At 61.7% G+C, this 23211-nt stretch carries 25 protein-coding genes and 1 pseudogene; 11 read left to right on the forward strand and 15 right to left on the reverse strand.

What is annotated here, in order from left to right:
* Positions 1-3645, forward strand: coding sequence for a DNA polymerase II large subunit (locus ACERIM_RS09145; RefSeq protein WP_373632211.1), 3645 nt, complete (start codon positions 1-3; stop codon positions 3643-3645).
* Positions 3646-3663: 18 nt separating this feature from the next.
* Here the strand turns inward: ACERIM_RS09145 and ACERIM_RS09150 are convergent, their stop codons facing one another.
* Both ACERIM_RS09150 and ACERIM_RS09155 read right to left on the reverse strand, forming a co-directional pair.
* Complete coding sequence (locus ACERIM_RS09150) at positions 3664-3975, reverse strand: hypothetical protein (protein WP_373632213.1); 312 nt, start codon at positions 3973-3975, stop codon at positions 3664-3666.
* 113 nt (positions 3976-4088) lie between these two features.
* Complete coding sequence (locus ACERIM_RS09155) at positions 4089-4766, reverse strand: IS6 family transposase (protein WP_373632215.1); 678 nt, start codon at positions 4764-4766, stop codon at positions 4089-4091.
* A 174-nt stretch (positions 4767-4940) separates the two neighbouring features.
* Here ACERIM_RS09155 and ACERIM_RS09160 point away from each other — a divergent pair, with 174 nt between their 5' ends.
* Positions 4941-5528: a hypothetical protein gene (locus ACERIM_RS09160; protein ID WP_373632217.1), complete on the forward strand. Its 588-nt coding sequence runs from the start codon at positions 4941-4943 to the stop codon at positions 5526-5528.
* Between the two features lie 72 nt (positions 5529-5600).
* Positions 5601-5804 (forward strand): hypothetical protein, encoded by a 204-nt coding sequence (locus tag ACERIM_RS09165; RefSeq protein WP_373632219.1) that lies wholly within the window; start codon positions 5601-5603, stop codon positions 5802-5804.
* A 52-nt stretch (positions 5805-5856) separates the two neighbouring features.
* On the opposite strand, the gene ACERIM_RS09170 is transcribed toward ACERIM_RS09165, so the two are convergent.
* The 4 genes from ACERIM_RS09170 to ACERIM_RS09185 all read right to left on the reverse strand — a co-directional run bounded on the left by ACERIM_RS09170 (position 5857) and on the right by ACERIM_RS09185 (position 7461).
* A complete protein-coding gene (locus ACERIM_RS09170) occupies positions 5857-6303 on the reverse strand; it encodes a hypothetical protein (protein WP_373632221.1) in 447 nt (148 codons plus the stop codon).
* A 54-nt stretch (positions 6304-6357) separates the two neighbouring features.
* A complete protein-coding gene (locus ACERIM_RS09175; RefSeq protein ID WP_373632222.1) occupies positions 6358-6765 on the reverse strand; it encodes an HNH endonuclease in 408 nt (135 codons plus the stop codon).
* A gap of 86 nt (positions 6766-6851) precedes the next feature.
* Entirely contained in the window at positions 6852-7082 is a 231-nt protein-coding gene (locus ACERIM_RS09180) for a hypothetical protein (RefSeq protein ID WP_373632224.1), read from the reverse strand.
* A gap of 169 nt (positions 7083-7251) precedes the next feature.
* Positions 7252-7461 (reverse strand): hypothetical protein, encoded by a 210-nt coding sequence (locus ACERIM_RS09185; protein ID WP_373632227.1) that lies wholly within the window; start codon positions 7459-7461, stop codon positions 7252-7254.
* Positions 7462-7655: 194 nt separating this feature from the next.
* Between ACERIM_RS09185 and ACERIM_RS09190 the strand changes: the two genes are divergently transcribed.
* On the forward strand, positions 7656-7892 hold the full coding sequence (locus ACERIM_RS09190) for a hypothetical protein (RefSeq protein WP_373632228.1): 237 nt from the start codon (positions 7656-7658) through the stop codon (positions 7890-7892).
* Between the two features lie 19 nt (positions 7893-7911).
* On the opposite strand, the gene ACERIM_RS09195 is transcribed toward ACERIM_RS09190, so the two are convergent.
* The 3 genes from ACERIM_RS09195 to ACERIM_RS09205 form a co-directional block, all read right to left on the reverse strand.
* Complete coding sequence (locus ACERIM_RS09195) at positions 7912-8484, reverse strand: hypothetical protein (protein ID WP_373632231.1); 573 nt, start codon at positions 8482-8484, stop codon at positions 7912-7914.
* A 597-nt stretch (positions 8485-9081) separates the two neighbouring features.
* Positions 9082-10386, reverse strand: coding sequence for a tyrosine-type recombinase/integrase (locus ACERIM_RS09200; protein WP_373632233.1), 1305 nt, complete (start codon positions 10384-10386; stop codon positions 9082-9084).
* A gap of 339 nt (positions 10387-10725) precedes the next feature.
* On the reverse strand, positions 10726-11637 hold the full coding sequence (locus tag ACERIM_RS09205; protein WP_373632234.1) for an alpha/beta fold hydrolase: 912 nt from the start codon (positions 11635-11637) through the stop codon (positions 10726-10728).
* Between the two features lie 351 nt (positions 11638-11988).
* Here ACERIM_RS09205 and ACERIM_RS09210 point away from each other — a divergent pair, with 351 nt between their 5' ends.
* On the forward strand, positions 11989-12327 hold the full coding sequence (locus ACERIM_RS09210) for a hypothetical protein (protein ID WP_006183028.1): 339 nt from the start codon (positions 11989-11991) through the stop codon (positions 12325-12327).
* Between the two features lie 173 nt (positions 12328-12500).
* A complete protein-coding gene (locus ACERIM_RS09215; RefSeq protein WP_373632236.1) occupies positions 12501-13406 on the forward strand; it encodes a ketopantoate reductase family protein in 906 nt (301 codons plus the stop codon).
* A gap of 97 nt (positions 13407-13503) precedes the next feature.
* Here ACERIM_RS09215 and ACERIM_RS09220 read toward each other — a convergent pair whose 3' ends face one another.
* Entirely contained in the window at positions 13504-13869 is a 366-nt protein-coding gene (locus ACERIM_RS09220) for a NifU family protein (protein ID WP_006183026.1), read from the reverse strand.
* Positions 13870-13941: 72 nt separating this feature from the next.
* Positions 13942-14259 carry a DUF5783 family protein gene (locus ACERIM_RS09225; protein WP_373632238.1) on the reverse strand — a complete coding sequence of 106 codons (318 nt, stop codon included), beginning with the start codon at positions 14257-14259 and terminating at the stop codon, positions 13942-13944.
* Positions 14260-14416: 157 nt separating this feature from the next.
* Here ACERIM_RS09225 and ACERIM_RS09230 point away from each other — a divergent pair, with 157 nt between their 5' ends.
* Entirely contained in the window at positions 14417-14806 is a 390-nt protein-coding gene (locus tag ACERIM_RS09230; protein ID WP_006648394.1) for a hypothetical protein, read from the forward strand.
* A 32-nt stretch (positions 14807-14838) separates the two neighbouring features.
* Here the strand turns inward: ACERIM_RS09230 and ACERIM_RS09235 are convergent, their stop codons facing one another.
* Together ACERIM_RS09235 and ACERIM_RS09240 are read right to left on the reverse strand one after the other, a co-directional pair.
* Positions 14839-15645 (reverse strand): hypothetical protein, encoded by an 807-nt coding sequence (locus ACERIM_RS09235; RefSeq protein ID WP_373632240.1) that lies wholly within the window; start codon positions 15643-15645, stop codon positions 14839-14841.
* Complete coding sequence (locus ACERIM_RS09240) at positions 15642-16568, reverse strand: hypothetical protein (RefSeq protein WP_006648392.1); 927 nt, start codon at positions 16566-16568, stop codon at positions 15642-15644. Before ACERIM_RS09240 ends, ACERIM_RS09235 begins: the two co-directional genes overlap by 4 nt.
* A 1063-nt stretch (positions 16569-17631) precedes the next feature.
* On the opposite strand from ACERIM_RS09240, the gene ACERIM_RS09245 reads away from it, so the two are divergent.
* A complete protein-coding gene (locus ACERIM_RS09245; RefSeq protein ID WP_006183022.1) occupies positions 17632-18387 on the forward strand; it encodes a PHP domain-containing protein in 756 nt (251 codons plus the stop codon).
* A 328-nt stretch (positions 18388-18715) separates the two neighbouring features.
* Here the strand turns inward: ACERIM_RS09245 and ACERIM_RS09250 are convergent, their stop codons facing one another.
* A complete protein-coding gene (locus tag ACERIM_RS09250; RefSeq protein ID WP_373632242.1) occupies positions 18716-20200 on the reverse strand; it encodes a DHHA1 domain-containing protein in 1485 nt (494 codons plus the stop codon).
* A gap of 158 nt (positions 20201-20358) precedes the next feature.
* Between ACERIM_RS09250 and ACERIM_RS09255 the strand changes: the two genes are divergently transcribed.
* Genes ACERIM_RS09255 through ACERIM_RS09265 form a run of 3 tightly spaced genes read left to right on the forward strand, consistent with a single transcriptional unit; the run spans position 20359 to position 22999 of the window.
* A complete protein-coding gene (locus ACERIM_RS09255) occupies positions 20359-21237 on the forward strand; it encodes a complex I NDUFA9 subunit family protein (RefSeq protein ID WP_373632244.1) in 879 nt (292 codons plus the stop codon).
* A 53-nt stretch (positions 21238-21290) separates the two neighbouring features.
* Positions 21291-21974 carry a DUF4166 domain-containing protein gene (locus ACERIM_RS09260; protein ID WP_006648389.1) on the forward strand — a complete coding sequence of 228 codons (684 nt, stop codon included), beginning with the start codon at positions 21291-21293 and terminating at the stop codon, positions 21972-21974.
* Positions 21971-22999, forward strand: coding sequence for a YndJ family transporter (locus ACERIM_RS09265; protein ID WP_373632246.1), 1029 nt, complete (start codon positions 21971-21973; stop codon positions 22997-22999). Before ACERIM_RS09260 ends, ACERIM_RS09265 begins: the two co-directional genes overlap by 4 nt.
* Positions 23000-23012: 13 nt before the next feature.
* Here ACERIM_RS09265 and ACERIM_RS09270 read toward each other — a convergent pair.
* Positions 23013-23165: pseudogene (locus tag ACERIM_RS09270) on the reverse strand (recombinase RecJ); the annotation flags it as partial.
* Between the last annotated feature and the right edge of the window lie 46 nt (positions 23166-23211).

The following is a 23211-nucleotide window of genomic DNA, read 5'->3' on the forward strand; positions in this document are numbered from 1 at the left end:
ATGCGCGAAGAAGACGAACAGTACTTCGAGCGACTCGAGGACCAACTCGAGTCGGCCTTCGACGTGGCCGAACGCGCCAAGGAACGGGGCGGCGATCCGAAACCCGAAGTCGAGATCCCGACCGCGCGGGACATGGCCGACCGCGTCGAGAACATCCTCGGTATCGACGGCGTCGCCGAACGCGTCCGCGAACTCGAGGGGAAGATGAGCCGCGAGGAAGCGGCGCTCGAACTCGCCGAGGACTTCGCCGAGGGACGGGTCGGCGACTACGAGACGAAAGCCGGCAAGGTCGAGGGGGCCGTTCGCACGGCGGTCGCCCTGCTGACCGAGGGCGTCGTCGCGGCACCGATCGAGGGGATCGACAAAGTCGAAATCCTCGAGAACGACGACGGGACGGAGTTCGTCAACGTCTACTACGCCGGCCCCATCCGCTCGGCGGGCGGGACCGCACAGGCACTGTCCGTCCTCGTGGCCGACTACACCCGCGCGCTCGTCGGTATCGATCAATACGGCCCTCGAGAGGAGGAGATCGAACGCTACGCCGAGGAGATCGCCCTCTACGACAAGGAGACCGGCCTCCAGTACTGCCCGAAGGCGAAGGAGGCCAAGTTCATCGCCAAACACCTTCCGATCATGTTGGACGGGGAGGCCACCGGCGACGAGGAGGTCTCGGGCTTTCGCGACCTCGAACGGGTCGACACCAACAGTGCCCGCGGCGGGATGTGTCTCGTCCTCGGGGAAGGGATCGCGCTGAAGGCCCCGAAGATCCAGCGCTACACCCGCAACCTGGACGAGATCGACTGGCCGTGGCTGCAGGACTTAATCGACGGCAACTACTCCGACGACGGCGACGAGGACGACGCCGCCGACGAGGCCGATAGCGACGACGACGCGGACGAGACGGCCGCCGAGGAGAGCGAGGACGGTGACGACACCGCCGACGAACCCGAGGGACCGCCCCGCGTCGACACCTCCGAGAAGTTCCTCCGGGACCTGATCGCCGGCCGGCCGGTCTTCTCCCATCCCTGTGCCGAGGGCGGCTTCCGGCTGCGCTACGGTCGCGCGCGCAATCACGGCTTTGCGACCGCCGGCGTCCACCCCGCCGCGATGCATCTGGTCGACGACTTCCTCGCGACGGGCACCCAGATCAAGACCGAACGGCCCGGGAAGGCCGCCGGCGTCGTCCCCGTCGACTCCATCGAGGGACCGACGGTCAAACTGGCAAACGGTGACGTCCGCCGGATCGACGACCCCGAGGACGCCCTCGAGATCAGAAACGGCGTCGAGAAGATCCTCGACCTCGGCGAGTACCTGGTTAACTACGGCGAGTTCGTCGAGAACAACCACCCGCTGGCCCCCGCCTCCTACACCTACGAGTGGTGGGTCCAAGACCTCGCGGCCGCCGGTGCCGACGTCCAGGCCCTCGAGGACGATCCCCGAATCGACCTCGAGTTCCCCGACCCCGAGGAGGCCCTCGAGTGGGCCACGGAGTACGACGCTCCCCTCCATCCCGAGTACACCTACCTCTGGCACGACATCTCCGTCGATGCCTTTCGCGACCTCGCGGCGTCGGTCGCCGAGGGTCGGATCGAGCGCGACGGCGACGGCAGCGTCAACGGGAACGGGGACGACAGCATCCTCGTCCTCGCGTCCGACGACGGCGTCGCCGACGCCCTCGAGACGATCGTCATCGAACACCGCCAGCGCCCCGACGACGACCGCATCGAGATCGACGACTGGCGGCCGTTCGTCCGCTCGGTCGGCTGCGAGCCCCGGCAGGCCGTCGCCGACGGCGCGGCGCTCGAGCCCGACCAGCGTCCCGAGATCGAACTCGAGCGCACCTGGACCGACGGCGACCTCTCCGAGCGCGCCCGTACCTGGGGCCACGAGACCGAGGGCGACAACGCCATCGAGGCGGTCAACGAGGTCGCGCCGTTCCGGGTTCGCGAGCGCGCCCCCACGCGGATCGGCAATCGAATGGGCCGGCCGGAGAAATCCGAGAGTCGCGATCTGAGCCCGGCGGTCCACACGCTGTTCCCGATCGGCGAGGCCGGCGGCACGCAGCGCAACGTCGCCGACGCCGCCAAACACGCCGAGACGATGTCGGATACCCCCGGCGTCGTCGAACTCGAGGTCGGCCGCAAGCGCTGTGACTCCTGTGGCACGGAGACGTTCAAGAACCGCTGTCCCGACTGCGACGAACGCACCACGCCGGACTACCGCTGTCCCGACTGTGACCAACGGCTCGAGCCCGACGAGGCCGGCCGCGTCGAGTGCGATCACTGCGAACGCGAGGGCTCCTGCGTCGAGACCCGCGAGATCGACGTCAACGACGAGTTCCGCAGCGCCCTCGAGTCGGTCGGCGAACGCGAGAACGCCTTCGAGATCCTCAAAGGCGTCAAGGGACTCTCCTCGCAGAACAAGGTCCCCGAACCGATCGAGAAGGGAATCTTGCGGGCCAAACACGACGTCTCGGCGTTCAAGGACGGCACCGTCCGCTACGACATGACCGACCTCCCCGTGACCTCGGTCCGGGCCAGCGAACTCGACGTCGACGTCGGTCAGCTCCAGGCGCTGGGCTACGAGGTGGACATCCACGGCGAACCCCTGACCCACGAGGACCAACTGGTCGAGCTCAAGGTCCAAGACATCGTCCTCTCGGACGGCGCGGCCGAACACATGCTCCAGACGGCCGACTTCATCGACGACCTCTTGGAGCAGTACTACGGGCTCGAGTCCTTCTACGAGTTCGAGGACCGCCAGGACTTGGTGGGCGAACTCGTCTTCGGGATGGCTCCCCACACGAGCGCAGCAACTGTCGGGAGAGTGATTGGTTTCACGAGCGCGGCCGTTGGATACGCTCATCCGTACTTCCACGCCGCGAAACGCCGGAATTGCGACGGTGACGAGGACTGCGTGATGCTGCTACTTGACGGGTTACTTAACTTTAGTAAGACGTTTCTGCCCGACCAGCGCGGCGGGAAGATGGACGCCCCGCTGGTGATGTCCTCCCGGATCGATCCCTCCGAGATCGACGACGAGGCCCACAACATGGACGTCGTTTCGCAGTACCCCCGCGAGTTCTACCTCGCGACCCGCGAGCAGGCCGATCCCGAGGACGTCGACATCGAGATCGCCGAGAAGAACCTCGGCACCGACCTCGAGTACACCGGCTTCGACCACACCCACGACACCACCGACATCGCGATGGGGCCCGACCTCTCGGCGTACAAGACCCTGGGCTCGATGATGGACAAGATGGACGCCCAGCTCGAGCTATCGCGCAAGCTCGAGGCGGTCGACGAGACCGACGTCGCCGAGCGGGTCATCGAGTACCACTTCCTGCCAGACCTCATCGGGAACCTACGCGCGTTCTCCCGGCAGGAAACGCGGTGTCTCGACTGCGGCGAGAAGTTCCGACGGATGCCCCTGACCGGCGACTGCCGCGAATGCGGCGGTCGGGTCAACCTCACCGTCCACAAGGGCTCGGTCAACAAGTACATGCAGACCGCGATTCAGGTCGCCGACGAGTACGACTGCCGGCCCTACACGAAACAGCGGTTAGAGGTGCTGGAACGATCGCTCGAGAGCATCTTCGAGAACGACAAGAATAAGCCCACGACTATTGCGGATTTCATGGGATAGATGGAGGATAGAACGTAGCTACGCTTCTTCGTCAGGACTTTCTTCACTTTCTCTATCGACCTTTGTCCATCCAGGCATCCCACCCATTCCGCTACCGGGAGCAGTATCTTCAGCTAGCTCTAAAAATTCTTCTGGGGTGAGTTCGCCCGCTTCTAACATTTGTCTTGCCTGGTTGAACGTGAGATCATCAAGATCATGCAGATTCGAAAGTTCATCACCCTGATCTACATCTATAGACACGTCAATACTGTCCACCATCAGCCCACGTTCAGTATACACCTTCCGAACAGCGCTTGCAACAAAATCTTCCATTATCTCGGTATCGGTCATATGCCCGTGCCCATCATCTGTTACCATGAGGAAAATGAATGCTAAGGCGTCGGGAATCCTATTATAAAGCGTTCTCTGTTCTTCTAATGGTATTTCTTGATCATCGGCACTGTCTAGTTCTGCACCTCCTCGATCGGTGTCTTTCCGTCGAGAGCTTGATGCGGTCTCTGGCGGTTGTAGTAGTGCATGAATTGTTCAAACCATTCGCGTGCGCTCGACCGACTGCCCACCCACGAGTTGTGGAAGCGGTCGATCCGCATTTTGAGGGTGTGAAACCACTTTTCGATGAGGTTTCGCTCGGTATAGTTGACCCGACCGTTCAATCCTAATCGAGCAAGGGCAGTCCGATATCCGAACTGATCGACGAGAAATACGGTATCGGAGAGATCGTATTTCTCGTCGAGTCGATGCAGAAACGCAGCTGCCGGATCGGTGCCATGCCGACCAAACAACGCGACATCGAGAATCAACTTCGTCTCGGTATCTATTGCAGCATATAGCCAAGACCACTCGCCGTTGATTTTGACAGCGGTCTCGTCAACCGCGACCCTTGACGGCTTCGCCGTCGGTGGGTCGCGCCCGCTGTCAGCCAGCCGATGTACCCAATTCCAGACGGCTCCATGTGAGCGTTCAACGCCTAATTCAGCTAAAATCGTTGTTGTCTCTCGAAGAGAACAACCAGTCTCGTGGAGGCGGACGGCGAACGCCCTGACGGGCGTCGCCGTCCGCTCGTTCTCCCAAGATTCTTCTAAATCCGCGTCGTAGCTCTCGCTGAGCAGGTCTGCGAGCATCTTGGTCGATTAACTCAACGACCTGCTCACTTCTCAAACTGGCTCAACTAGACAGTGCCTAGTGTTATTTCTGATTAAAATCAAATACTGCGACCCTGCGAAATACTTATTTACCAATAGATAGTGGTTGTAAATATAACTGGTGATAATAACTGGACACGAAACAGGCGTACTGTGCTTCGATCAGCAGCCTCTCTCGGAGGAATAGTTTCGATCCCGTTTGTATCAGAGACAGTCGCAGCGAAGTCCGACGAGACAGAGACAAAATACGGATACGAGATCAACGACAATGGAGATCTCGTCTACAACGGTCCGAAGGATTCAGAACACATCGAAGAAGCTGTAGAAGGAATGAACGAAGCAAAGGACGAAGGAAAGATTGAGTTTGCCGTCGAGGACGAGAGGGTCGTCACGAAGAGTACGTCTGACGTCAAAATCGCAGAAAATTGTCCTGGAGAGGACGACTACTGGAACAGTTTCGATGGATTCGAAGGCGTCCGGCACTATTGCCTATGGGACGACTGTACCACTCGCGAAATCATAGATAAGATGCTTGCTGGAGCCGGAGCTTCCCAGATTGCAGCTATAATCACTGGAGTCCACGGAGCGATCCCAGCTGCAGCAGCTGCCGAGATCGCTGCGGTACTCTTAGCTGCCGGGTGGCAAATACTCGACAACAACAATAACGGAGAAGGGGTGGAATTCAATATTCTGCTTCCGATGTGGCTCACGACTGATCCGTGGGACATCGAGCCTCAGTAACGAATTCACAGTAGACCAGACTACCTCGAACCACCAAAAACACTATTTCGACACACCCATTACTTATTTGCTATGGAATCAGAAGTCATCAGTAAAAATCAACTGCGTAAGTTATCGGTCGCAGCATCGGTTATAATCCTGGCATTGCTCGTTGGGGGCCTCATGCGTGGCGGGAGCTCAGCAAACTTCGGAAACCCATACTTCACGTTCGCGTTTATCGTGACTGTTCTTAGTGGGATCTACGCGATTGTCATGCTCTTCCGAGAATCGGAGTAAGTGACATCACTCAATATACCAATTCTACTCCCGAATCATAGGCTATAGCCGCTTACCAGGAACCATCGTCTTCAACACGGACCTCGTATTCTAAGTTACTCAATCGTTCACCTAGTTCACTAATCTCTCCCTCAATATCCTCAAACCGTTCTGGAACCTCATGGTTCAATCTAACGTTCGGGTAGAGGGCATCTCCCTCTGAATTTTTGTAATAGAGTTCTGCGTCTTCCCCCTCTATCTCGATAGCCCTACACGTAACAAACTCTCGCCGGTCTAATCGGTCAAGGACTGCCGCAACGAGTGTCGTCACTCTCTCCTTACTGTCATGGATATGGTTCGGGACTAGTTCGGGATATTCCTCTAAAACCCAATCTGCGATCTCTTCGACAGTGTATGCCTTATCTGGATTATTCAGTAGAAGTCGGTGAGCGATATTGGTACTTAGCCTATCAACGCCTACTCCTGACTCCCACTTTTCTGAATCCGTATCTATTGGCATACTCTCACTTCTCGGTCACTAATCATAAATCTTGGAGAAAACTCTAGTCAACAATTACACCTTTGGGATCACCTTATGACATTCTTCACACAGGGTTACGAGGTTTGTGAGTCGGTGTGTCACTTCCGGCACCCCTCTCGGTACGATATGATGTGCCTCGAGTTCCTTCGGTCCCATTCTATCACCGAGTTTCCAACAGTTCTGACAGAGAAACCCGTCGCGAACAAGAGCGTATTGGCGGCGCATCGGCCAATCACGTGGGAGTTCTCCCTTATTCGTGACCTTCGGTAAGCCTGCCTCGGAATCTGTATCCCAATCAGTGATGTCCTCAATCAGGTCTATTGGAACTCTATCCCGTTGTCCATGTTTCCCGTCCCATAGTATCGCCCATTCTCCGCTCTCATGGAGTTTGCAGTTTTCCCACGTTTCAGAACGGCCGTCTCTAAATCGGACAAGTACCATGCCAGTGAAACCCCCAGACTAACGAAAATAGGTATTTCGACCGTTCCTTCCCCAATCAACTGGGTGAATGTGCTAATTGTGTGTTCCTATAGCATACCGACATCTTTCAGATGGTCTGTTCCACAGCCCCGACAGAGCGTTTTCTGAGTCTCTTCTTTCTCATCACGGGGGACCGTGGCTTCGGCGAAATCCCCACACTGTCCGCACTCGAGTTCGACTGTCTCGCCCTGTTGCTCGAGTTCGTTCAGCCACAGTTCGGCTTCGGCTTTCGTTGGGAGTTCGATCGTCTCGGCCGTGGGTTCGGTGGTTTCGCTCATGTGTCTCTGTTGAAGGTCGTTCTTAGTTCTCGCCCGATCCGGCACCGCTGAGCATTTCGGCTTGCTCGTGACAATTCGAGCAAGCGTGTAGAACGCCGCTGTTGTCGGCAAAGACGCGCTTGTACTGCTCCGTAACGTGTGAACCACAGTTGTCACACTCGGGCATAGTTCAGTTACCACCGAACCGGCAGCCGTCCCGGTGGGAGACGTGTTCTCGGTCGATCCCTTCGAGGACTTCCCGGCCACAGTCCCGGCAGCGGTAGTATTCCGCGCCGGTCAGGTTACCGTACTTGTCGTATTCAGGGAAGGGGCCTTCCCAAGCGTCAGTCGTTTTACTAACTTCGCAACCGTCTTGAATCGCCGAGTCGTTCGTTATCATGGGTTTCTCTGCCCCGAGACAACCCGGCTCGAGTGCTCCAACACTCGGGCGTTTCTACGAAAATCACGCCCCAAGAAGCGGGTCTGTCTCTAACTATACAATATAGTGCGAACCACATATAGGTTGCGGCCATAATGTAGACGTTGTCTGTATACACGCAACCCTTTTGCATTCGGGGGTCCACAGTATAATGTATGGCTACGCCCCAAACGTCGACTATGGCAGAACGCCGTGCATTGTTGACTGAACGAGAGCGGGAGATAGTTTCTGGAGAAGCTGACGATGTCAGCGACTCGTACCGCTATCAAACGATCAGTCGAGTCCGAAAGCGTATGGAACTCTTAGAGGATGATTTGGAAGCACTTGAGAAACATGGAGATCTCTTCGATGAACTTCAAGAAATAGTCTGCGGAGATGAACTCGAGCAATAAGCCATTCAATTTTGTCCCGTCAAAAGGAGAGATACAGGGCTACTAGGACTAGACTGGGGATAATTCCAAGAGTGGCTACCAGTACTCTTTCTATAAATGGAGTATTATCCATCTTCCGTTGCAAAATATAACCTAAGCTACGTAATGACGACGCGAAAAATAAACCTGGTATCACACCAACTATTGACATGATTAAACTATCAGCAAATTTCATATCTGAAAATGGCCTGAGTAATAGCGTTAATACTGCAAATAGTGTATGAGAAATCAAGAATGCGGAAAAGGAAACCAACGGCTCCGGCTCATAGATTAAATCATATATCCTCACGCCTATGACTTCTTCTAATATTATGACACCTGTGATGGATGTTAGATAAAAAACGAGGCCACGGAAGAACCACCGGTAACTCCGTTCATGTAGAATATTGTATATATCATCATTATTTTCAGTTGGTTCAGTATCCTTTTTGGTATATGGGTTCTTACGAGTCCTATTCCAGGGAAGCTCTATCAGTATCTTCACAAAATAGAACGCTTTTATCGCGTAAACTAGTATCAGGGCGAAAATTAACGGGACAGAAAGGAGGACCATGATGAGGAGACTTGAGTTTACTATATTTCGGTAAAGAATGTCACTGTTTAATAATTCTGTTATGAAAAGCCTATCATAGCAGGCAAAAGAGATATCCAAGCGAGAATTGTGAAGCTGACCCAACTATTGAGTGCTTTTGGCCACTTTTCGCAGAAATTTTGCACACTATCCTTCCAGTGAACGGGATCGGTAAGAATCACATGTTTTGCTAACTCCCAGTCCATGCCCACAGAAGAGTTCCAAGCCAACTTATCAACTTTGACTAATCATATCTGATATAATCAATTCCGATTGGGCGTGGTGGCAAATTTCTCCCCATATCACCACTATCACCACTATCTCACGTACACCGGTTAGAAATAGAAATCCGATTCTGATTTTCTAGCCAAATCAATGTAGACCCAAGACCCGTGATAGTAGTGACACCCGGCAAAATGACCCGGGTCTGTGGCTACTCGCGGAGGGTCAGATGAATAAGAAAAAGATCGGTCCATCATTGGCGTGGGGTTACTATAGACCACCACGTCCAGTGAAAGGACTTCAGCGGGACGGTCTGGATCGATAGACAACTAGACAGCGATTCCTACAGAGTGATTCTCAATGACTCTGATCGTCTATTTTCTCGAGTAACGCTTTTCTCACTTCTGGGTCCTCTAAGAGGCCATCTAAAGCGTCAATCTTGTCCATCGTGTCTTCATCCTCTGGGTCCGTTTCCCCATAAGATCGCTTCATATCTTTCTCTACTTGCTCTCTTGCCTGTTGCGCATCTGGTGTGTAGACAGTTCCACAATTGGAGCAAGCCTTCGCACTTGGTTCCAGAGGATTGTTACAAACCCGACACACGTCGGGGGTAAAAGACGATTCTTCTTCGGGTTCACGGATGCCAAAGGCCTCTTCAGCCCGTTGTACGTGGTCGTCACCGGATAGATGTGCGTATGTACTTTCCATGACGGTCGAATCCGCGTCATGGCCGATTAGATACTTGATCGTATCGTCGGGTATGTCATAGTCCCGTTTTGCGATAGTGACGAAATTGTGCCGCATGGCGTGTGGGTGCATCGGCTTGGTGATGTCGGTCTCTTTCTTGATATTCTCCATAACCTTCCGAATCGTCTCACCACTAACTGGCGTCGTTGGATCAACAGCGGAGTACCCCGTTCTTGCCGTAATGAGGTAGTTTTCTGGATCCGACGGTTCAGGGTGGTAGTTGTTGATCCAGTCTTGCACCGTCGCTTTCGCGGCTAGGAGTGGTCTATTACCATTCCGATCGCTTGCCCCTTTCAAGCCCTCAACTTCGGGGTTAAGTCGAAATGTTCCTTCTTGTGGACTCACGTCCTTAATCCGAAGCGTTCGAAGCGCCTCTCGTCGCTGCCCGGTGTAGATCAATAAGTCATAGATCAGCAGATCGCGCGGATTATCAATTACGTCTCGGGCTTCATGGATCTCCTCCTTAGTGAGCATGTCATTGGGATCAACAGATGTTTCTTCTTTATCGAATAGAGGGATGTCGTTCGGGTCTACCCCATAATCGTGGTAGCCGTAGAACTTCCGTATTGCCGCCTGATACGCTCTCAGTGTCCCTTTCTTGAGTCCTTTATCTTGAACGTGTGGATACTCACCCGAATGCATCTCTTGCACGTCTTGGTTAATGTCGTCGGCTGCCGCTTCGGTTAAGTCCCGGTATTGAGCAAAAACCATCAACCGATAGAGCCACGCCATGAGTGTTTGTGGTGTTCGGTGACTCTCCCCCTTGGGTTTCGTCACCATGACGTTATTCTCGTCGTAGGCATTGAGCAATTCGCGGATGGCCTCGGCCGTATATTCGTCTATCTTACCGTCCGTGACGAGTTTCTCAAAACGATCTTTCCGTGCCTGCAGCTTCTCGCGCGGACTGTTCCCCATGTTTGTGTATCATTCTACTAGAACATAGTACTTTGGAATTCCGCAGAAGTCGTAACGTAGTTCGACAAGAACAAGCAAAGTGGGATCGAGGATTTCATGTAGACCTAAATTTTGCTCTGCGGGCCGCCTACGGCGGCCCTCGGCAAAATTTAGTATAAAAGCACTCCTCGTTCCGTTCGCTCGCGCTGCTCGCTCACATCAGTCGTCGGCCCGCTCGCTCACCCTTCGGGTTCGCTCGCGGTCGTGATCGGGTAGCTGCCTGCCCTTCCCCGGGTTCTGCGTCTCTCGCGTCTGCTCGAGACGCACTCCCGGCCGAAACGAAAACCGAATGCTCCGAACTCAATCGCCGCTGGCTCGCGTCACGCCGGGCATTCCTTCCTTGGTGTACTGCGGTTCCGGCGCGTATCGCGGGTCCGGCAGCCAGTCCTCGAGGATCTCGTTGAACCGGTCGGGTCGCTCTCGAGGCGTCCAGTGGCCGCAATCCTCGATCACCCTGAGTTCGGCGTCGGGGATCCGGGCGGCGGCCCGTTGTGACCACTCGAGGGGGACCAGCGGGTCCTGCCGGCCGTGGACGAGCAGCGTCGGCACGGAGAGGGTCTCGAGGTCGTCGACGTAGTTCGTCGCGACCCGGCCGTTGAAGGAGAGTTCGTTGTCCTGGAACTGCTTGAACGCCTGTATCGAGCCCGGTTCCTGCAGCTTTTCCCTGACGTCCGCGACGAAGGGCGCGGGGAGGGCGTCGGCGTCCGCGACGAGGCTATCGAGGACCAACCGGACGCTCCGCGTGGATGCGCTGGCCGCGATCTTCCCGAATTCGGTTGCGCCGGGGAACCGCGAGAGGACCTTCCACTGGAGGGCGCTCGGTAGTCGGTCGCCGAGTCCGTAGCTGTCGATCAGCGCCAATTTCTCGACGCGGTCGGGGTTCGCGAGCGTATAGCCCAAGGCGACGCCCCCGCCCATCGAGATGCCTGCAAGCGTCACGCGGTCGAACGGCAGCGTCTCGAGAAAGCCCTCGAGGACGTCGATGTATCCGTCGACTGTGTGGGTGACGTCGCCGGTGCTGTCGCCGTACTCGGGCCAGTCGATCGCGTAGACGCGGTAGTCGTCGGCCAGTGCGTCGATCGCGTGTTGCCAGGAGACGGTCGCGTCGTCGATCCCCGCGCCGTGACAGAGGACGACCGGCGGGCCGTCCGTTCCCGCGCGTCGGTAGGCGACCCGACAGCCGTCGATCGTGGCGACGCCGGTCCCGCTCATGATCGAATCACGTGCCCGTTTCGAGGGCTCGTGACTATCTCAGCGACCGGGTTGCCCGTGCCGGCCGCGACCGGCCACGGGAGACACGCACTACCAGTGGCCGTGTCTGGTGGGACGCCGGCGAGTAATCCCTGGGTGAGACGAACTATCATGATACGGGTTCAGTACTGGGAGTGTATATTGTTTTCTATTAGCACGGTGTGGCTTAACAGTCGTATCTCGTCGCGGTGCTGACGCATCGACTGCAGCCGTCGCTCCGTTCGTGCCGATTCACGCCGTCTCGAGGCTGTGAGCGGCCGCTCGCACAATGCACGCCCTGTCTTTATTCCGATCGGCGGTGTGGCTCCGGTCATGGTCGAAACCGGTGAGAAGCCCGCGGAAGAAGGTGAGCAGGAGGCAATCGAGGCGGTAGAGAAACTCAATTTCGGCCAGCGGGTCTACGACGAGGACGGGAACGAGATCGGGCGGATCCGGGGGTTCGAGCAGAGCGGCGTCTTCGTCACGACCCGCGAGGGCGCGGAGGCGATGAGCGTCGAACACGCCCGCTCGGGCCACGAGTTCGGCGAGGCCGAACTGATGTGGCGCTGCATGGAGTGTGGCGAGATGGGCGAAATCGACGACGGACTGCCCGACCGGTGTCCGAACTGTGACTCCGAGCGCGAGCAGTTGATGTACTGGACCGAGGACTGACTCGACCGCGTCGACCGGGTTTCTCCACCGGCTAGTCCGCGATTTAATATAGCACCATAGGATTTACGGAGGGTATTGCTCACGTCTTCGGGTGTCGGCGGGGAACTCGTCCAGCCGGTTCGAGCCGTCCATCGGACGAAACCCGTTTATACCGCTCCGTGTGACCTCGAGCCATGGAGATCGTCGTGTTCGGAGCCGGCAGCCTCGGCAGTCTCGTCGGCGGCCTCCTCGCGCGCGACCACGACGTGACGCTGGTCGCTCGCGAGGACCACGCCCGCGCCGTCCGCGAGTCGGGGCTGTCCCTCGAGGGGGCAGTCGACGGCCCTGACCGCGTCTTCCCGGCGGCGACGACTGACGGCACCGGGCTCGAGGCGGACCTCGCCGTGGTGACCGTCAAGGCCTTCGATACGGCAACGGCGGCCGACCGGCTCGCGACGGGAGCCATCGATGCGGTTCTCTCGTTGCAAAACGGGATGGGAAACGAATCGATCCTCGCCGACCGGCTCGAGGCCCCGGTTCTCGCCGGGACGGCGACCTACGGGGCCGTCCTGCGGAAGCCGGGCGTCGTCGAGTGTACCGGCGTCGGCGAGGTGGTACTGGGCGCTCGCGAGGGCGGTCCCTCCTCACTCGCCGACCGCGTCGGCGAGCGGTTCCGCTCGGCGGGCATCGAGACGCTCGTCGCCACGGATATGCCCCACCGGCTGTGGGAGAAACTCGCGGTCAACGCGGGGATCAACGCCGTTACTGCCCTGACCGAAACCGAAAACGGGGCCGTCCTCGACGCGCCGGCGGCCGATCTCTCGCGCGCGGCGAGCCGCGAGACGGCCCGCGTTGCCCGCGCCTGCGGCGTGTCGCTCTCGAGCGACGAGGCGGTGGCTGCCATGGAGGCCGTCGCCGAAGCGACGACCGCGAACACGTCCTCGATGGCCCAAGACGTCCGTGCCGGTCGGCGCACCGAGATCGACGCGATCAACGGCTACGTGGTCGACCGGGCGGCCGACCACGGTCTCCCGGTCCCGACGAATCGGACGTTGGCGGCGCTGATACGGACGTGGGAACGCGGTCGCGGGTTGCGATAGCGCCGTTCGCTCGGATCAATAATGGACGTTCCGCGACCCGTACCGTCGGCTATCGGGGCGGAAATAGCGGAAAACTCGCGTCGAAACTACGGCGGCGTTAGAACGGTGCTTCGGGGCCTTCGTCGACCTCGCCGTCGTCGTCATCGACGGTTTCGCCGGGGAAGGAGGGACTCATGCCGCCCATCTCCTCTTCGCCGCCGTCCATGCCGGTGGAGGCGTTGACTTTCTCGATTTCGGGAATCTCCTTGACCATCCGGCTCTTGATCGCCTGGATCGTCATCGGCGAGATCCCACAACCGCTGCAGGCGCCACCGAGAGCGATGCTGACTTCGCCGCTCTCGCGATCGATGTCCTGAATCGCTGCGCTGCCGCCGTGCATCTGGATCTGCGGGAAGTTCCGGCGAAGGAAGTTCGTCACGCGCTCCTCGAGGTCGTCCCCGTCGTTCTGGGTCTCGGTGCTCATGAAACGCTCTTGGGTATCAGCCCCCCTAAACCTTCCGTCCGCCATGTTCGTCTGCCACCGTCGCCGACGGCGTTACTCGAACTCGAAGACGCGTCGGAGTTCCGTTTCGATCTCCGTGACGTGTTTCTCGAGGAGTTGCTCGAACCGCTCTTCCTCGACGAGGACGCCGTCGAGACGGCCATAGGGGTCGTTCGGGAGTTCGACCCGGAACTCGCCGTCGCCCTCGTAGAAGGGCTCGCTCTCGTTCAGGACCTGCTGGTCGATCGCGTGGACCAGTTCGGAGTCGTAGCTGTCGTTCATCCGGTTGAACGCGTTCTTGTACGCCTGCTGGAGTTCGGGGAAGTAGTTGGCGTACTTGTCCTCGAACTGCTCGGGGTCGAAATCGGCCATACCCGACTCGAGGACGAGCGGAGACAAAAGTCGGACGATCGACCCGTTCGCCCGGCTTCCTCGCGACCGACCGTCGACCCGCGGTAGGGGATGCCTACAGAGATGCCCGCGCTCGCAAGCGGAACGAACACCCCCGCACCCGGCGATATCAGCGTACATGGCTGTCGACCAGGATCCTATTCCCCAGGAGGCCCTGCCGCCGCGCTGGGGCCTCGCAGAACGCTGTGAGGGTCGATTCGTCTACCGACACGCTCGCCCGCGGATCGACCTGATCGCGGACTGTGTCCCCGCACGGTCCCATCCGACCCTCGGTCTTTGTCGACACTGGGAGCTTCAGTACCGCTTTTTCCTCACTGATCGGTCGGTCTCCCGCTCGATCGGGCGCGTCTCGACCCGACGGGCGGCCGTCGACGGCTTGCTCGAGTGCATGCGGCGGGTCCACGAGAGGGTCTCGACGGCCGACGATCCGCTCACGGTCGGGACCGTTCTCGAAGACGTTTCGCTGGCCGATCTCGTTCCGGACCGACTCTCCGAGTCGCCGCCGTAGCGCGGTCCCGCCGGACTGAGACGCGATACGGACTACACGCGCCGAGTCAGGTGGGCCCGGACCGTCCGCTGACAGTCGCCACAGACCCCGTAGAGCCGCGCGGCCGTCGAGAGGAGCGGATATCTAGCCGGCTGCGCGGAGTACACCGACTCGACCAGCGTCCGATACCGGGTCCCGCCCGGCCCGTACCGGTTCGTCGTCTCGGTGAGCTGTGACTGCCGCCGGGCAGTCAGTTCGTCGAGTCGCTCCCGGTAGCGCTCGAGGCGGTCGTGTTTCGCCCGCAGCGTCTCGAAATCACACTGTAGCAGCGACTCCTCGGCCGTCGACTGCAGCCACGTCAGGACCTCGTCGACCTCGTCGATCGCCGCGACGACGGTCTCCCGTTCGGTCTCGAGGGTCTCCCGAACGACGTCGACCTCGCGGCGTCTGGTGGCGATCTCCTCGAGAACCGCGCGTTTGAGCGTCGGCGTCCAGCCCGTTTCGGCGGCGAGCGCGACGGCGACGTCCTCGTTCAGTTCGGCCGCGATCGTCTCGACGAGCGGTTCGTCGTCCGCGAGGTCGGCGGTGCTGTGGGGTGCGACCGTCTCGGCGAAGGCCTCGCGAACGGCGACACACTCCTTCCCGTCCGTCGTCGCGCTCGCGCCGCCCGCTTTACCCGCCGTCGTCATCGCGACCGGCGCCGCCGCGGTCGTCCCTCCGCGGCCCGTCGCCGGGTTCGTCGCTGGGAGGTCACGGACACGCCGGGCGAACGTCCCGAACGCCTCGTCCCGAGTGGCCACCGCCGCCAGTTCCCGGTCGACGCAGTCGGGGGCGCCGTGGAGCGCGGTCGATCCGGTCATGGCCGCTCCCCTCGAGTACAGACGAGTCCGGCCGCCGTTCCCGCGTTGCTGGTGAGGACGAACTCCCAGTCGCCGTCGCCGAGGGCCCGCACGTCGGTGACCGCCGGCGCGTCGGCCGTTTCCGACCGTCGCAACACGTCGATCCCGATCGGCAGCGTCGGGAACCGCCGGTCGCCACACTCGATGGCGTACCCCCGCAGCGAGACGGTCCATACGTCCCGGTCCCCGGCCGCTGTCGACCCGCGGCTCAGTCCGTACTCCCGGAGCAGCGACAGCGAGTCCAGGAACTCGAGGCTCGCGGCGACCGGATCCGCAGCCGACGCCACCGGCGGGAGGTTCGACGCCGCTGCCTCCAGCAGGCGGGTCCGCTCGGCCGCCGCGAGGTGGGTCTCTAACTCCGCGGCCATCGCCTCGAGCAACACCAGACAGAGCGTGTTCGGATCGGTCGTCGCCTCGGCCGCAGCCAGATACGTCTCCATGATCGCTCGCTCTGCGGCGTCGTGATCGCGGGCCGACAGCGCCTCGAAGACGGAGCCGGAGACGTCGTGGCAGAAGCTGATCAGGGGGTCGTCGTCCGCGGGCGCGCTTCCGGTCGTCGACGCCGAGACCGCCTCTTCCGCCCGTGGCTGTCCCGACTCCGGGGTCGGCCGACTCGAGGCCGTCGGCGTCGGGTCGTCGCCGGACCGCTCCTGACAGACGACCGGATCGTAAAACGGGAGCTGTGGATCGTAGCGTCTGAGCGCGGCGCGGTACTGTTCGGTCGCCTGTGCGGCGTCGGCCGCGGCGGTCCGCGTCGGGAACCGCTGTCCGGCAACCGGGACGGGGCGCTCCCCGGAGCGGGCACAGACGACGTAGTAGTTCCCGTCGTCGCTGGCCAACTGTTCGATGTGATGGCGAATCTCTCGGAGCGTGGTTCCGACCATGGGTTCCTCCTGTCTCGTCCCCGAAGAGCCGACTCCGAGCCGTTCGGGATGGCTCGAGTGCCTATCGGCGACGGTGTTGTTATCGTTTAGGCCAACCTAAACAATGATAAGTCCATCGGAATTTAGGCCGGCCTAATTCACTCGTTCACGCGAACGATCCGGCAAACCCGGCTCGAGAATCCGGTAACAGGTGATTTCCGGTCGATCCCCTGTTCGGTCTTTCTGACCGACCATCACCAATTCTGTATACCGAAATGGGATATATGATCGGGCCGCGTTCCGGTCGGCTGGGTCACGATTCCCCGACGAGACGTCCTGTCGCCGGGTCACACGACCGTTTACGAGGATTCGGCCCTAACCGGTGAGCAACTGCCGTCTACAGCACGCGTATCGGATTCGGCCATCTATTGTGGCCGTTCCTCGAGCGCGGGCATCCGCTACGTCTCGCGACGCGGCGAAAGCGACGGATTCGACCGACGCTCGAGACGGTCGTCCGCCACGTAGCGACTCCGATGCGGTCGTGCGGTTCGGCGGCTGGCTGCTGTCGCGTCGGCTCGGTCCCCGGGTGTGAACGGCCGGTTGCCGGCTGCCTACCGGTGACGACCGAACGAAACCGACCTCCTCCTGACCTCCCACGGGGTCACGTCGTGCCCTCGAACGGAGTCCCCGGCCTCGAGTGGTCGTCACCCGTCACCCGTCGGCTATCGACCATCGTGGACACTGGTGAATACCGGTCACGCTGACGACCGTCGACGCAGTGGGGTCGTTCGCTCGCGACTCGGGATCAGCGACTCCCGTGATGACTGTTCACGGCTGCTCGTCGACCATCGAGTATGGCATTTCCGTCGGTGTAATCCGCTGACACCGCGTTTTCACTGTTTTGCTGCCGTCTCGCCGTTCGCGACTGCCGCTCTCGAGTCGCCCGTTCCATCCCCTATTAAACTGAATAACGATATATTGAATTGGGCGACGGCTCGACGATGCCCCGATCGCCGCGACACACAGTGTTTATGCTCGGCAACGAGCTATTGGTAGTCACGACGCGCAGGCCAGTCATTCCCCTATGTCCTCTCAGATTCCGTTCGCGATCGACTTTCACGTGCATTCGGACGACTCCTACGACGGCCACGAACCGATCGAACTCATCCTCGAGCAGGCCGCCGACATCGGACTCGACGGCGTGGTGATCACTGACCACGACGAGATCTCGGAGTCGCGGCGGGCTGCCGACCTCGCGCCCGACTACGGGTTGATCGGCATCCCCGGCGTCGAGGTGTCGACGCGACACGGGCACCTGCTGGCGATCGGGGTCGAGGAACGGCCCGATCCCGGCCAGCCGTTCATGGCAACCGTCGAGACCGTCCGCGAGTTGGGCGGGGTCGCGATCGTTCCCCATCCGTTTCAGCGCAGTCGCCACGGCGTCCGCAAGCGCTATATCGAGGACGCCGACGCGATCGAGACCTACAACTCGATGGTCTTTACCGGGTACCGCAACCGTCGGGCCCGGACTTTCGCCAGCCGGCGGGACTACCCACAGATCGGTGCCAGCGACGCCCACTACCTGCCCAACGTCGGCAAGGCTTACACCGAGGTCCTCGTCACGCCCGAGGCCGCGACCCCGACCAAAGCCGACATCGACGGCGACGACCTCGTCGAGGCGATCCTCGAGGGCCGGACCCAGATCCGCGGCAAGCGCACACCGATCCGGAAAAGCGCCGTCCAGTACGGCAAGGGAGCAGTGCGCAAGGCGACCTACATGTTCACCTCGCGCGCGCCACTGTTACCGACGGTGCCGGCCTCGATGGACCGATCGACCTGATTCGTGGGTAGCGGAACCGAGTTGCGTCGCCGTTCCGTCTCCGTTCCGTTCGAACCGGTATCACACCGGCAGACTTGCGTACAGGATTCCAAAATCGGGTCGAGTCTGCTATCGTGGCTGCAGTGAGTCGCCACGGCCTCCCCAACCGACTCACTCGCTGCTCACGGCTCCCTCCGGTCACCGTTCGCTTTCGAGACCTCACTCCGTTCGGCCTCGCACCGCTCGTTCGTCCCTCGCACGACGTCGTGAGACGGCTCACTGGTCGTTCGCCGTCTCACAGCGCGCGCCACCGCAGACCGGTCGAACGGTCCGAGCTGCGACGACAGTACTAGGACAGTTGCTCGCCGACGATCTCGTCGGCGCGGTCGACGAACGTCTCCTCTTCGCCTTTCGGTACCGTCGCGCCCGCGGCCACGTCGTGACCGCCGCCGTCGCCGCCGACGGCGCGGGAGGCTTCACCCATTACGACCGAGAGGTCCAGTCCCTGCCGGACCAGCGAGTGGGTCCCTCTGGACGAGACCTTGACCTCCTCGTCGTTCTTCTCTGCAAAGGCGATGATGGGCTTCGAACGACTGATTCCCTCGTTGCCCATCGCCATCCCGGCGACGATGCCGACGATGGTCTCGCGGATCTCGTCGCCCGCGTGGAACCACTGGATGTGGTCTTCTTGGGTCGCCCCCTTGCGTGTGACCAAATCGATCCCGTTCGAGAGGTTCCGCCGGTGTTCGCGCAGGAGCTGTCGCGCCCGCTCGAGCGCGCCGTCGCGATCGCCCAGACAGACCCCGAGGCCGACGTCGGCCCGCTCGTAGCGGGCGGTCGCATTGAGTAGCGTCGAGAACTCGCTGGCGTCCCGGAGTTCGGTGCCGACCGGCTCCTCGCACAGGACGTAGGCCGTACTGACGAGTTCGTCGATCTTTGTCGCGGGGACGCCGCTCGAGACCGCCCGCTGGACGAGCGCGCTGGCGACGGTCCGTTTCTCGTCGTTCGAGAGATCGGCCCACGTTCGCCACTCGCCGTCGCGTTGCAACTCGAGATCCAGCCCGTCGAGAAAGCGCAGCGCCCCGTTCTCGTCGTTCGAGATGCCGGGAATGTGAACGTCGGTGGCGTACTCGAGCAGTTTGGGAAGCGGCCGGGTCTGCTTGCCGTAGAGCGCGAGGTCCTTGCCCGTCTCGAGGACGCCGGCCTCGACGCCCTCCTCGACGATACCCGCGTTCGCCCCGTGGAGTTCCCCGCTGGTGGCTTGCATGTCCCCGACCGCACCGACCACGGCGAGGGCGGCGAGATCGCGGTTGTCCGCGCGGGCGTCGGCTGTTCCCGACGCGGTGATCGTCCCTCCATCGGTCGCGACCGACGAACCGGGACCGCCGTCCGCTACGTCCGCGAGCCCCCGAGCGAGGACGTAGCTCGCGCCCGCTCCCGACAGCTCCGACGCGCCGTTGATCCCGAACAGCAGCGGATTGAGGTGGTACTCGGTCTCCCGGTCGGCGGGCTGGTGGTGGTCGGCGATGACGGGGGTAAAGTCGCCCGCGTCCTCGTGGTCGCCGATGAGATCGAGCTGGCCGCTCCCGAAGTCGGTAAAGAGGACGGTGTCGTACTCCGTCGCCGCGATCGCCGCGATCGCCTCGTCGTCGAGTTGCTTCTCGAAGACCGTCTCGAACGGAATCCCCGCCCGCTCGAGCGCCTGTGCGGCGATCGCGGCGCTGGTGAGTCCGTCGGCGTCGATGTGTGAGGCAAGCAGCACGCGGTCGGCCGCACACAGCCGCTCGGCGCACGCGACCGCACGATCCTCGAGTTCGGGAACCGGCCCTGTCATCGGTGCATCGGTCGATGATGGGGCGCCATCGGGGATAAATTTCCGGATGCACGTTCCCCCGTCCGACGTGTCACGTCCCGGCGCTCGAGCGTTCCGAACCGGATTGTGTGCCGTCAGTACAGCGGTAACATTAGGTTGCGTTGGCCGAATAAAAGCGTATGAACGTCCTGATCGCGGGCGGTACGGGATTCGTCGGCCGCTCCCTCTGTCGCGTTCTGGTCGACCGCGGACACGCGGTGACGGCCGCCTCGCGGACGCCCGACGCGGCCGGATTGCCGGACGGCGTCGAGACGACGATGCTGGACGTGACCGAACCGGATCTCACCGACGCCGTGACCGGTCACGAGGCGGTCGTCAACCTCGTAGCGCTCCCTTCTCACGTCCAGCCCCGCGGCCGGAGCCACGAGGCGGTCCACTACGACGGGACGCGCCACCTCGTCTCGGCCAGCGAGGACACCGGCGTCGAGCGGTTCGTCCAGCTGAGCGGACTGGGCGTCGACGACGGCGTGGAGACGGCGTACTTCCGAGCCAAGCGGCGAGCAGAGCGCGTCGTCCGCGATTCGAGTCTCGAGTACGTGATCTACCGCCCGTCGGTCGTCTTCGGCGACGGCTGTGCGTTCGTATCGTTCGTCGAACGGATGGTCCCGCCGCTCGTGACGCCGCTGCCCGGCGGCGGCCGGATGCGACTGCAGCCGATCTGGGTCGAGGACCTCGCCCCGCTGATCGCCGATGGACTCGAGGACGACCGCCACGCGGGCGGGTGTTACGAGATCGGTGGCCCCGAGCGGCTCACCCTCGCGGAGACGGTGACGACGATTCGCGGCGGTGGCGTCGTCGTGCCGATTCCGATGGCCGTCGCCGGACTCGCGGCGCGAGCCGTCGACCCGCTCCCCTGGCCCCCGTTCGGTCGCGATCAGTACCGCGCGCTTGGGTTGGAGAATACGACGGCCGACGCCGCCCTCGAAGCCTTCGGCGTCGATCCGGACGCGCTTTGCACGCTGTCGGCGTACATCGAACGGTCTCGAGGTGAGCGATAGATGCGAACGACGGGTGCAGGCGACCGGATCGACGCAATCGCGGAGGGACGACCGTGACCGGACTCTTCGAGCGTGCGGTCGGCGAGGGCTGGGACACCCTCCATCCCCGCGTCCGAGAGCGCTACGGCCTCGAGGCCGGCGAGGACCGCGAGGCGGTCGGCGTCGGTCGGATGGACGACCTCCAACGGAACCCGCTCGCGACGCCGATCCGCTGGCTCGCGACCCTCGACGACTTCCTCTTTCCGGAGGGCGGTACCGACGTTCCGTTCTCCATCGTCACGGAAGCGTTCGTCGACGACGCCGGGAACGAGGCGCTGTGTCTTCACCGGCGATTCGAGACCGACCCGCCGCGGGAGTTCGTGGACACGCTACGGTGGAATCCCGCTCGAGGCTGTCTCACCGACCTGTTCGGCCGCCGGGGCCACGTCGCTGCGGACCTCCACGTTCGAGCCGACGACGGTGCGCTCGCGCTCTCGATCGGGACGCAGTGGCTCCGTGCGGGTGGACGCTACGTTGCGCTCCCCGGCCCGCTGTCGGTCGACGGCCGGCTCCGCGACTGGTACGACGATGACAGCGACCGGTTTCGCGTGGCCGCGGAGATCACCAACCCGATCGTCGGGACCGTGTTCGGCTACACGGGCAGGTTCGAGAGCGACTTCCGGACCGTCGACCGCGACGCGGCGACTCGGACCCGATCCGATCTCGGCGGCGTCGATCTCCCGGGTGAGAACGCGTGACCGGCCTCGAGCCGTCGAGCGCCAGAACGCGGCGCTCGAGTCCGTCCCCGACCGTCGCCGGCCGGCGTCTCACCGACCTGAGCGCGCTGATCGGCGGTGCCGTCTGGCTGGCGCTGGCGATAGGGACTGTCGGCGGGTCGATCCCGCTTTCGCCCGTCGAACGCTACGTCGCCCTCGCGACGTTCGTCGTCGTGCCGCTGGGGCTCGGGCTGCTCGAGCCGATGAGCGACGCCGCGGGATCGCTCCCTGACCGAACGGTGACTCCATATCGAGTCGCCGTTGGCGGCCAGCTTCCCGCCGCGCTGGCCGTCGTCGCCGGACTCGTCGCGCCGCAGGGATCGCCGGCTGCGGTGGCGCTCGTCGCTCCGTGGCTCGTCGTCACCGGTGCGATCGCGCTGGTTGGACTCCGACGATCCCTGGCTCGAGGCACCGGTCCGCTGCCGGAACTCGCGATCGACGCCGCGCTCCTCTACGTGCCAGTGGCCGCAGTCTTCCTGTGCCTGCACGCGGCCGACATCAGTTTACGATTCGCACCGATCATCGTTCTTCTGACAGGGGTCCACTTCCACTACGCGGGGTTCGCCCTGCCGCTGGTCGTCGGCCTGACCGGGCGCATCGCGGCGACCGACGACGGCGGATTCCCGCCCACCGTCGCGGGACGAGTGTCGGCCGCGGTGACGGCCGTCATCGCGGTCGGCATTCTCCTGATCGCCGTCGGTATCACCTTCTCGCCGCTGCTCGAGGTGGTCGCGGCTGCTGCGTTCTCGGCCGCCGTGGTCGGGTTCGCGCTGTGTCTCCTCCGCACGGTCGTCCCGACGGTCCCGCGGTTCGCTGGGGCGCTGTTCGCGGTCGCCGCGGTCTCGCTGTGCTGGACGATGGCACTGGCGCTCGCGTTCGCCTACTCGGCCCTTCCCGGCACCGCCACGCTCGTGTCGATTCAAGAGATGATCCGCTGGCACGGGAGCGTCAACGCCTTCGGGTTCGCGCTGCCGGCGCTGCTCGCGCTTCGATCGCTCGAGCGATGATGCATCACGTACGGATCGCCGCCCGCTCGAGGGCCCGGGCGGCGATCGCGGCGCTGGTGAGCCCGTCGGCGTCGATGTGTGAGGCGAGCAACACGCGGTCGGCCGCACACAGCCGCTGGGCACACGCGACCGCACGATCCTCGAGGTCGGGAACCGGCCCTGCCATCGACACACTGTGGGGCGGCTTCGCCCATAAACCAGCGGATCGCCGG

Origin of the sequence: Natrinema sp. H-ect1, assembly GCF_041821105.1 — an archaeon.
Taxonomy (GTDB): Archaea; Halobacteriota; Halobacteria; order Halobacteriales; family Natrialbaceae; genus Natrinema; species Natrinema thermotolerans.

Coding starts and splice junctions, on each gene's coding strand:
- ACERIM_RS09145 (WP_373632211.1), top strand. CDS start 1: ATGCGCGAAGAAGACGAACAGTACTTCGAGCGACTCGAGGACCAACTC.
- ACERIM_RS09150 (WP_373632213.1), bottom strand. CDS start 3,975: ATGACCGATACCGAGATAATGGAAGATTTTGTTGCAAGCGCTGTTCGG.
- ACERIM_RS09155 (WP_373632215.1), bottom strand. CDS start 4,766: ATGCTCGCAGACCTGCTCAGCGAGAGCTACGACGCGGATTTAGAAGAA.
- ACERIM_RS09165 (WP_373632219.1), top strand. CDS start 5,601: ATGGAATCAGAAGTCATCAGTAAAAATCAACTGCGTAAGTTATCGGTC.
- ACERIM_RS09170 (WP_373632221.1), bottom strand. CDS start 6,303: ATGCCAATAGATACGGATTCAGAAAAGTGGGAGTCAGGAGTAGGCGTT.
- ACERIM_RS09175 (WP_373632222.1), bottom strand. CDS start 6,765: ATGGTACTTGTCCGATTTAGAGACGGCCGTTCTGAAACGTGGGAAAAC.
- ACERIM_RS09180 (WP_373632224.1), bottom strand. CDS start 7,082: ATGAGCGAAACCACCGAACCCACGGCCGAGACGATCGAACTCCCAACG.
- ACERIM_RS09185 (WP_373632227.1), bottom strand. CDS start 7,461: ATGATAACGAACGACTCGGCGATTCAAGACGGTTGCGAAGTTAGTAAA.
- ACERIM_RS09190 (WP_373632228.1), top strand. CDS start 7,656: ATGGCTACGCCCCAAACGTCGACTATGGCAGAACGCCGTGCATTGTTG.
- ACERIM_RS09195 (WP_373632231.1), bottom strand. CDS start 8,484: ATGGTCCTCCTTTCTGTCCCGTTAATTTTCGCCCTGATACTAGTTTAC.
- ACERIM_RS09200 (WP_373632233.1), bottom strand. CDS start 10,386: ATGGGGAACAGTCCGCGCGAGAAGCTGCAGGCACGGAAAGATCGTTTT.
- ACERIM_RS09205 (WP_373632234.1), bottom strand. CDS start 11,637: ATGAGCGGGACCGGCGTCGCCACGATCGACGGCTGTCGGGTCGCCTAC.
- ACERIM_RS09210 (WP_006183028.1), top strand. CDS start 11,989: ATGGTCGAAACCGGTGAGAAGCCCGCGGAAGAAGGTGAGCAGGAGGCA.
- ACERIM_RS09215 (WP_373632236.1), top strand. CDS start 12,501: ATGGAGATCGTCGTGTTCGGAGCCGGCAGCCTCGGCAGTCTCGTCGGC.
- ACERIM_RS09220 (WP_006183026.1), bottom strand. CDS start 13,869: ATGAGCACCGAGACCCAGAACGACGGGGACGACCTCGAGGAGCGCGTG.
- ACERIM_RS09225 (WP_373632238.1), bottom strand. CDS start 14,259: ATGGCCGATTTCGACCCCGAGCAGTTCGAGGACAAGTACGCCAACTAC.
- ACERIM_RS09230 (WP_006648394.1), top strand. CDS start 14,417: ATGGCTGTCGACCAGGATCCTATTCCCCAGGAGGCCCTGCCGCCGCGC.
- ACERIM_RS09235 (WP_373632240.1), bottom strand. CDS start 15,645: ATGACCGGATCGACCGCGCTCCACGGCGCCCCCGACTGCGTCGACCGG.
- ACERIM_RS09240 (WP_006648392.1), bottom strand. CDS start 16,568: ATGGTCGGAACCACGCTCCGAGAGATTCGCCATCACATCGAACAGTTG.
- ACERIM_RS09245 (WP_006183022.1), top strand. CDS start 17,632: ATGTCCTCTCAGATTCCGTTCGCGATCGACTTTCACGTGCATTCGGAC.
- ACERIM_RS09250 (WP_373632242.1), bottom strand. CDS start 20,200: ATGACAGGGCCGGTTCCCGAACTCGAGGATCGTGCGGTCGCGTGCGCC.
- ACERIM_RS09255 (WP_373632244.1), top strand. CDS start 20,359: ATGAACGTCCTGATCGCGGGCGGTACGGGATTCGTCGGCCGCTCCCTC.